Below are 8886 nucleotides of genomic sequence, written 5' to 3'. Positions count from 1 at the left end.
GAGGTCACCGAGCGCTGGGGCGTGAAGGTCACCAACGTCGAGGTCCGCGAGATCACCCCGCCGCCGCAGGTCCAGGAGGCCATGACCCGCCAGATGTCGGCCGAGCGGACCCGCCGCGCGGTGGTCACCGAGGCCACCGGCACCAAGCAGGCCGCCATCACCGTGGCGGAGGGTCAGAAGCAGGCCGCGATCCTGAGCGCCGAGGGCGACCGCCAGGCGGCGATCCTGCGGGCGGAGGGCTTCTCCCTGGCCCTCGACAAGATCTTCGCGGTGGCGAAGACCGTCGACGCCAACACCATGAGCCTGCAGTACCTGGACGCGCTGAAGCAGATCGGCGCCTCCCCGTCGACCAAGTTCGTGGTCCCCATGGAGCTGGCCAGCCTGCTCCAGGGCGTGGTCGGCTCGGCCGGCCGCTCGTTCGCCGCCCACGGCGACGGCGAGCGGGGCTGACGGTGCCGGAGCGCATCAGCATCGTGTCCGTCGAGCACCACCGGGAGGATGGGCATCCCGTCGCCAGACAGAGGTGGCGTGGGCCCTGCTCACATGCGGCCGCGCGCGCTGCGATGAGACCGAGGCGACGATTGGGCGCTGGGACGACGTGGTCGACCGGATTCGCTGAGCCAGAGGGGGTGACCGGGGCACTCGCGCGCCCCGGTCTGGATCGTCAACCGACGGTCACTGTCGTCCGCATCCAGGGATGGATGAGGCACTCGAAGCGGTGGGTTCCCGGCGTAAGCGGTGACGTCGTCAGCGTGCCGCCGGGCGGAACCGCCGTCGCCGCGAAGGCCCCCCCGGGGAACCCCGCGCACTCCGGCACCGGTGTCAGTCCCAGGAGGCCGTTGAGGAATCCGATGCAGCCGCCGCCGAAGTTGGCGACCTTGGTGAACGTGTGGACCTCGCCGCCGCGGTTGCGGGCCTTCAGCGTGCCGCCTGCGTCGAGGCTGAGCTGCCCGGGAGCGAAGCGCCAGGCGGGCGCGCGGCCCTGCGCGAGTAGCTGGGCGATGAACTCCGAGAACGTCGTAGTTCCGTCCTTCACGCACGTGCCCGGGCCGACCGTGGCGTTGAAGGTCGCCGGGTCGCAATCGTCGAGCACCTGGACCTGCCTGGTAGCGCTCGCAGCCGAAGAGGCTGCCGTGGGCACGAGGACGAGCAGCACGGCGATCCCGGCCACCGTGGCGAGACGTCGCTTGGCGAGACGTCGCTTGGCGAGACGTCGCTTAAGGTGAATTCTCGGGGATTCCATCCTGTATCCCTTCTCCGAACGGTGAGAGGTGGGCAGCCGCCGGTCGGGAGGTGAGCTGGAAGGAAGCCGCGTCAAACGCCTCCCCCTCCTTACGAGTCCTTCCTGCATCTCGGTCGCGGCCGTCCAGCAGACCGCGCGCGTCGCGCTGCCAAGCCTTGCGACGTCGCCGGCTTCGGACCATCCGCACATGGAGGAACCTATGGGAGGAACCTCGAATGCGGCTGCCCGATTCCCCCAAGTGTTGCGGGCGGGTTCGCGAGCGGCCCTGGGCTGCGCGGTGCGCTGGCAGAGCCCCGGGTCAGACGTGGGATCGGCGATGCCGCGTGCCGATCGGGCGGGCCTGCCACCAGGCGCTCCGACTGGAGCCGCCACTCCAGCAAGCTGGGCCGACTGCCGCCGGCAAGTAGCAACCGGCTCGGGTGCATCGACGAGGCATGCTCGCTGGCCTGCTCCCCAGCACCGGCGAGCTGCGTGACCACGTTTACGCACCCTTCGCCCTGACCGCGATCCTCCGCGAGTGGCATGAGGGCTGGTGAGCCGGCGTGTGCAACCATACACAGCACCCTGACGGCTGAGCTCGGCGACAAGGAGGGCGTGTGGGCCCAGACGACGCACGAGAGTTCGTCGCAAGCAACCACCGGGCGGTGCTCGTCACCCGAAGGTCCGGTGGCGGTCTGCAGACCTCGCCCGTCCTCGTCGGGGTCGACGACGAGGGGAAGGTCGTCATCTCGACCAGGGAAGGCGCCTACAAGACGCGTAACCTGCGGCGCGACCCGACCGCGGTCCTGTGTGTCTTCTCGGACGGGTTCTTCGGCCGCTGGATGCAGATCGAGGGGACGGCGCAGATCGTTTCGCTGCCGGAGGCGATGGACGGGCTGGTCGACTACTACCGCCGCATCAGCGGGGAGCATCCCGACTGGGATGACTACCGCCGCGCCATGGGGCAACAGCAGCGCGTGCTCGTTCGTGTCTCGATCGACAGGGTGGGTCCCATCCACGCCGGCTAGCCTGCCCTGTCAGGCAGTCGTGGCGTCTGGCGACACACCGCTGCTCGGTGTGGCGCGCCAGGTCGCCGGCCTCCTGGCCGAGCTCGGCCCGAAGCCTCGCCAGCGCCCGGCTCGTGGTCGACTTCACCGTGCCGACCGACAGGCCGAGCAGGAGGGCCACCTCCGCCTCTGACCAGGTCCTCCTGGTAGCGCAGGACGATCACAGCCCTCTGTGCAGGCCGGCGGTCCCGATCACCGCCTTCTTGGGCCTTGTCGAGGCTGGAATGGTCATGGCGTAGGGAATTGCTCCAGGGAATCGTTCAAGCGTCTTGGTGGTGTGCACCAGTGAGGTGGAGGAACGGTCCGGCCGGGTGGGCGGGCTCCCCGGCTGGCAGCCCCCAACAGCGCTGTATCAGCGGCCCGCCTGGTGCCTCTGCTGGTCCAGACCAGCAGCGCGAACGGAGGTATCTCATGGCAAGAAGGCTCCCGGTGTTCCGGCTTGGGCAACCAGAGGTGACCACGCCGCAGGTGATCGACCTGGCAGCCCGGGTCTTCGACGCCACCGACTTCACCCTCGAGGAGCTGGGCTCCCGGCTGGTGCTGCGGTCGGGCTCCCGGGTGGTCGAGGTCGACCGCGCCAGCGGTGGCGTGTGGGCCGCCGACCAGGCCCAGCTCTGGAACCCCGACCTGCGTCCCGAGCTGCCCGGAGACGAGGACGCCGCCGGCATCGCGGGCCGGTTCGTCGAGTCCGGGGAGCTGCTCCCCAGGTTCGCCCAAGACGCGCCGTTCCGGCTGCGGCAGGGCCGGACCGGCGCGACGTTCGTGGCGCTTGGCGACGGGTCCGAGCGTGAGGACCGCCGGCTCGACGTCCAGGTGCGCTACGGGGTCGAGGTCGACCTCACCGGCCGCTGGCAGGGCGTGGAGGGCGCGCTGCCCATCGTGGGCGGCGGCGGGCGCTTCCACCTCACCCTCGGCGACGGCGGCCGGCCGATCGCCTACAGCGGGGTCTGGCGCCAGGTCCAGGGGGTCGCCCTCGAGGCCGAGGTCATCCCGCAGGAGGAGGCCGACGCCAGCTTCCGCGAGCTCACCGCGAGCCTGCGGCTGGAAAGGTATGAGTCGCAGCTGGCGTACTACTCGGCGCCGTCGTTTGTGGCGCAGGAGTTCCTCTACCCCGTCTATGTGTACCGGGCGGTGGCCAGGTTCGACGACACGCGGGTTCCGCTTCGTGTGGTCACGCTGCCCGCGACCCGCTTCGGCCCGGCCGTGAAGTTCCCCGAGCCGCAGCCGCCGCGCCTGCTCGCCAAGCCGGCGCGGGTCTTCCAGGCGCCGCCGGGCAAGCGGCGCGGCTACGCCTCGCTGATCGCGTCGTTCGAGGCGGGCACCTCCTGGATCGGCACGAGCGGCGGGCTGCCGGGCAGCCAGAACAACGCCCAGGGGTTTGTCGACGGGCTCGCCGCGGACGGGTGGTCGGTGAACTTCAACTGGGGCGACGCCAACGCCTGGGAGTCGGACTGGCGCCGCAACGACGACGACTGGGTGGACGCAGCCGACTTCGTGTTCTACACCGGCCACGCCGACCAGAACGGCTGGGTGCTCAGCCAGCCCGACGACGGGTCGCTGATCTTCTCCGAGACCGGGTCGGCCCCTGGGAGCCCGGGGGACTTGTGGGGCCGGCAGGACCTTGAGTGGATGGTGATCGCCGCCTGCGGGCCGTTGCAGGACGAGCTGCTGGCCAGCGGCGGCGGCGATGTGCTCAGCCGCTGGGACGGCGCCTTCGACGGCCTGCACGTCCTGATGGGGTACGGCGCGGTCACCTTCGACAACCAGGACGAGGGCCGCAAGCTGGTGGAGTACGCGCGCCAGGGTCAGCCCCTCATCGACGCGTGGTTCCGGACCGCCCGCGAGATCCAGCCCAGCACCAACGGCTTCCCGGCACCCGACGGCCCCACCGTGTGGGTGGGCGCGATGTATGTGATCGCACCGGGAGCAGACCCGCGCAACGACCACCTGTGGGGTCACGGCTCGGTCTCGGCGGACCCGACGTCGCCGTCCACGCTCGTGTGCATGTGGACGACCTGCTGAGAGCCGGCGGTGGGTATCGACGTGTGCGGGTGACGCACCGGTTTCATCGGTTGTTCGGGCGGGAGGTTGAGCCTGTACGCGCTCGGCATCGGCCGGCTGGGTCCGCTGCCGCAGCGTCCCCGAGTCCGGCGTATCCAGGACCGCCTGCTGGGGATCGTCTTCGTCGGGCTCGGGCTCCGGTTGGCCGCCGAGCGGACCGAGGCCGCCGCGCGCCCACCCGCCGCTGGGTAGGCTTGCGGTGTGAATACGATCCCGACAGCGCCGACCAGCGGGCACGTCATCCTCTGCGGGCTCAACGAGCTCGGCTTCCAGACGCTGGAGGAGCTCTGCCGCCTCGGCGAGGAGGTGGTGGTGGTCGCCCGCGCCTCGCGCGAGGAGTTCGCCGCCGGGGCAAAGGCGCTTGGCGTGACGCTGCTCGAGGGCAGCTACCGCCAGGAGCAGGTGCTGCGCACCGCTGGGGTCCAGACCGCCGCGGCGCTGGTCGTCACCGAGGACGACGATGTCGGCAACGTCCACGCGGCGCTGGTCGCCCACGACCTCAACCCGCGTCTCCGCATCCGCCTGCGCATGTTCAACCAGGAGCTGGGCCGCCGGGTGCAGCTGCTGTTCCGCGACTGCCAGGTGCTCGACGCCGCGGCCATGGCCGTGCCCGCCTTCGTCTCTGCGGCGCTGCACCGGGACCGGCAGCAGCGCCTGCAGGTCAACGGGCGCCGCCTGGTGGTACGGCCCGCCTCGCCGGGCGAACCCGGCGTGATCATGCCGCTCGCCCATGTCCTTCCTGACGGTGACGCCGAGCTGTTCCCCCCGGCCGGAGACGACCAGCTCTGCTTGGCCGACGATCCTCCGACCTCGGAGCCGGAGGGGGCGGGTGGGCACCGCGTGCGCCGGCGGCGCACACCTGCCCGCACCGTCGTCTCCGTGGGGACGGTGCTCGCCGCCGACCGCCGGCTGCGCATCCTTGCGGCAATCCTCGCCGCGATCTGCGTCCTCAGCGTGCTGATCTTCGCGCGGTTCAAGCACCTCGACCTGGTGGATGCGGTCTACTTCACGGTCACGGTCGTCACCACCACCGGGTTCGGCGACATCAACCTGTTGGACGCCCCAGGAGCGCTGGAGTTCTACGGCGTTGCCCTGATGCTCTTCGGCACCGGCACGCTCACGGTCTTGTTCGCGCTGCTCACCGATGCGATCGTCAGTGCCCGCCTGGCGCGCGCCCATGACCCGATCCCCCGTCACCTGAGTGACCACGTCGTGGTCTGCGGGCTGGGGAACATCGGCTACCGGGTGGTGGAGCAGCTCGCGCCGCTTGACGTCCCCGTCGTCGCGGTCGAGCTCGACGGGTCCAATCGCTTCCTCCCGGCGATGCGGCGCCTCGGCGTCCCGGTGCTCGCGGGCGACATCCGCCTGCGCGACACCCTGCAGGCCCTCCACGTCGCAAGCGCGCGCTCCATCGTGGTCGTCACCTCAAGCGACATCGTGAACCTGGAGGCCGCGCTCAACGCCCGCGCGCTCCGGCCCGACCTGCGGGTGGTCCTGCGACTCTACGACTCGGACCTGGCCGCGCGGGTGGAGCGGGGTTTCGACTTCCACAGCTCCCGCAGCCCCTCCACGCTGGCCGCACCCGCGTTCGCCGCCGCTGCCGTGGGCGAGCACGTGATCGCCTCGATTCCCGCGGGTCGCAGGGTCCTGCTCGTCGCTCGGCTCCGGGTCGGGGACGGCTCCCAGGCGGCCGGCGTCACCGTGGCCGGCTTCGAGGAGGCCACGCGGGGCCGGGTGCTCGCGCTCGCAGAGGGCGGCCAGCAGCGCTGGTGCCCAGCGGGCGACACCTCCCTGATAGCCGGTGAGGAACTGACGGTGGTGGTCACCCGCCAAGGGCTCGCCGAGGCCCTCTCCCACATCGAGGCACCGGAGAAGGCAGCGCCGGAGGGTGGGGCCCCCCAACCAGCACCGAAGTTCACACCAGCGACCTAGCGAGGCCAGCCTCGGCTTCGAGCCATACGACCCATCGCTCGCTGCGTTCACTCGGTCATCCTCCCCGCACTCGGGGACGAGGCCCAGGGTTGCGGCGGGACAGATCCCTCCTCGATCGCGCGCAGCCGGTCACGGTCTTCCACCTTCACCGGTCGGCGCGCGACGCGCAGGACCTTGACGATTCGGGCAATCCGTCCTACGCTCCTTGGCTTGTTACGGCGGCTTGTTACGGCCGGAGGCGGTCGCCGACTCCGCGGCGCTCCTCCGCTGCCCGCCCAGCGAGGGGCACCGATGCGCCGCGTGGTGGCGCGTCGGCGCGTGGACCCATCGCAGGGGTCCGCCCGGAAGTCCTGGCCTCGGACGCAAGCAGGTGGTTGCTTTGTCACGTCATCCTTCGCCGTGCGGATACGGCGGCTGCTCAATCAGGCCCGCTGGGACGCCGACGAACAGGCGCATGAACGCCACGACCGTCTGGCCCGCCCAGCTGGGCGCCGAGCTGCAGACCCTTGTCAGGCGCATGCGCGCCGCCTGCTGGCACATCGATGTCGGCACCGCCCCGGACCCAACGAACGGCAACGGCGGTCGCCGGGCTGTACGGCCTCGCCGGCGAGCGGGGTGAGCGCGTCATGTACGTGGTGATGGTCGCCCCCGAATGCGCCCCGGTCACCCATGCCGGCGGCCTCGGCGAGGTCGTCTTCGGTCTGAGCCGCGAGCTCGAGATCCGCGGGCACGCCGTCGAGATCCTCCTGCCGAAGTACGACTGCCTGCGCTTGGAGGAGGTCTACGGCCTCTGCGTCGCCGATGAGGACCTGTGGGTGCCGTGGTACAGCGGTGCCATCCCGTGCACGGTCTGGTTCGGGTTCGTCCACGGCCGGAAGTGCTACTTCATCGAGCCCCACTCGGCGGACAACTTCTTCGGTCGGGGCCATGTGTACGGCTCCGACGACGACGTCATGCGGTACGCCTTCTTCTGCAAGGCGGCGATGGAGTTCCTGCTGAAAAGCGGCAAGCGGCCGGACCTGATCCACTGCCACGACTGGCAGACGGCGCTGGTCCCGGTGCTGTTGTTCGAGCTGTATCAGCACCTCGGCATGGACCACCAGCGGGTCTGCCTCACCATCCACAACTTCCGCCACCAGGGCGTGTGCGGCGAGCAGGTGCTGTGGGCAACGGGGCTGTTGCGCCCCGAGCACTACTTCGACGACACCCGGCTGCGCGACAACCTCAACTCCGGCGCGCTGAACTTGTTGAAGGGCGGCATCGTGTACGCGAACTTCGTGACCACGGTGTCGCCCCAACACGCCTGGGAAGCGCTGTACACCGACCAGGGCACGGGGTTGGGGCACACGCTGTCGGTGCATCGGGGCAAGTTCGGCGGGATCCTGAACGGGGTCGACTACGACGTCTGGAACCCCGAGGTCGACCGGCACATCGCGTGCAACTACTCCCTCGACACCCTCGATCACAAGTACGCGAACAAGCAGGCGCTGCGGGAGCGGCTGTGGCTACGGCAGGAGTTCAAGCCGATCGTCGCCTACGTCGGCCGGCTCGACGAGCAGAAGGGCGTGCACCTCATCCAGCACGCCATCTCCTACGCGCTGGCGAGGGGCGCGCAGTTCGTGCTCGTCGGGTCGGGCACCACCCCGGCGATCAGCGACCAGTTCTGGCAGCTCAAGTGGTACTTGAACGACCACCCGGACTGCCACCTCGAGCTCAGCTACGACCCGGAGCTCGCCCACCTGGTCTACGCCGGCGCGGACCTGGTCGTGATGCCGAGCCTGTATGAGCCGTGCGGCCTGGCGCAGCTGATCGCCTCCAGGTACGCCACCGTGCCGATCGTGCGGGCGATCGGTGGCCTGTGCGACACCGTGTTCGACAAGGACTACGCTGCCCGGCCGCCGCACGACCGCAACGGCTATGTGTTCCACCAGGTCGACGGCCATGCGCTCGAGTCGGCGATGATCCGTGCCATCGGCCTGTGGCAGGCCTATCCGGACAGGTTCCGCGAGCTGATGACCAACGGCATGCGCACCGACTACTCCTGGGCGTCGGCCGGGCAGCACTACCTGAACGTCTACGACCACGTAAGGCACAAGTAGCGACCGCAGCACGCAGCCGCCGAGGAGGGCCCATGCACGAGCTACCCGAGTACGGAGACGGACTGCCGAACCTGTGCGGTTCGGAGGCGCTGATCGAGGGGGCGGTCGCGGCCGGGCGGGAGCGGCCGGTGTTCCTCGGCGAAACCCCGGCGCGGCTGGCCGAGGTCGACAGCGCCTTCGCCGTCGCCTTGCACATGCACCAGCCGCTGATCCCGGCCGGCGGGGCGGAGCTGCACACCGCGACGATCGTCAGCAACCTGCAGTGGATGCTGGAGCACCCCGACATCGGCGACAACCACAACGCGGCCGCGTTCCGGTGGTGCTACCAGCGGATGGGCGAGCTTGTTCCCCAGCTGCTCGCCGAGGGCTTCGAGCCGCGGGTGATGCTGGAGTACTCGGGCACGCTGCTTGAGGGGCTGCGGCGCATGGGCGCGGGCGAGGTGCTCGACACCCTCGAGCGGCTCACCCGCGACCCGAGCGTGCGGCATGCGGTGGAGTGGCTCGG

The 8886-nt window shown here is 70.3% G+C and carries 8 protein-coding genes and 1 pseudogene; 7 read left to right on the top strand and 2 right to left on the bottom strand.

Annotation, left to right across the window (positions count from 1 at the left end; all coding sequences use genetic code 11):
• The coding region (locus tag VG276_07280) for an SPFH domain-containing protein (GenBank protein ID HEV8649199.1) at positions 1-450 on the top strand (450 nt) is incomplete at its 5' end.
• A 214-nt stretch (positions 451-664) separates the two neighbouring features.
• Here VG276_07280 and VG276_07275 read toward each other — a convergent pair.
• Positions 665-1171, bottom strand: a complete 507-nt coding sequence (locus VG276_07275) for a hypothetical protein (GenBank protein ID HEV8649198.1) — start codon at positions 1169-1171, stop codon at positions 665-667.
• A 668-nt stretch (positions 1172-1839) separates the two neighbouring features.
• Here VG276_07275 and VG276_07270 point away from each other — a divergent pair.
• Positions 1840-2250: a PPOX class F420-dependent oxidoreductase gene (locus VG276_07270; GenBank protein ID HEV8649197.1), complete on the top strand. Its 411-nt coding sequence runs from the start codon at positions 1840-1842 to the stop codon at positions 2248-2250.
• Positions 2251-2329: 79 nt separating this feature from the next.
• On the opposite strand, the pseudogene VG276_07265 reads toward VG276_07270, so the two are convergent.
• A pseudogene (locus VG276_07265) lies at positions 2330-2468 on the bottom strand (sigma factor-like helix-turn-helix DNA-binding protein).
• Positions 2469-2700: 232 nt separating this feature from the next.
• Here VG276_07265 and VG276_07260 point away from each other — a divergent pair.
• The 5 genes from VG276_07260 to VG276_07240 all read left to right on the top strand — a co-directional run.
• A complete protein-coding gene (locus VG276_07260; GenBank protein ID HEV8649196.1) occupies positions 2701-4311 on the top strand; it encodes a DUF6345 domain-containing protein in 1611 nt (536 codons plus the stop codon).
• Positions 4312-4377: 66 nt separating this feature from the next.
• A complete protein-coding gene (locus VG276_07255; GenBank protein ID HEV8649195.1) occupies positions 4378-4542 on the top strand; it encodes a hypothetical protein in 165 nt (54 codons plus the stop codon).
• Positions 4543-4551: 9 nt separating this feature from the next.
• Entirely contained in the window at positions 4552-6282 is a 1731-nt protein-coding gene (locus VG276_07250; protein HEV8649194.1) for an NAD-binding protein, read from the top strand.
• A 626-nt stretch (positions 6283-6908) separates the two neighbouring features.
• Positions 6909-8381, top strand: a complete 1473-nt coding sequence (locus VG276_07245) for a glycogen synthase (protein HEV8649193.1) — start codon at positions 6909-6911, stop codon at positions 8379-8381.
• 32 nt (positions 8382-8413) lie between these two features.
• On the top strand, positions 8414-8886 hold a 473-nt coding region (locus tag VG276_07240), incomplete at its 3' end, for a glycosyl hydrolase family 57 (GenBank protein HEV8649192.1).

This window comes from Actinomycetes bacterium (assembly GCA_036000965.1).
In the GTDB taxonomy this organism is placed as follows: Bacteria; Actinomycetota; CALGFH01; order CALGFH01; family CALGFH01; genus DASYUT01.
This window is presented reverse-complemented; position numbering and strand designations above follow the sequence as displayed.

What these genes read in the sequence shown, in the direction of transcription:
- VG276_07260 (HEV8649196.1), top strand. Translation starts at nt 2,701, where the DNA reads ATGGCAAGAAGGCTCCCGGTGTTCCGGCTTGGGCAACCAGAGGTGACC.
- VG276_07245 (HEV8649193.1), top strand. Translation starts at nt 6,909, where the DNA reads ATGTACGTGGTGATGGTCGCCCCCGAATGCGCCCCGGTCACCCATGCC.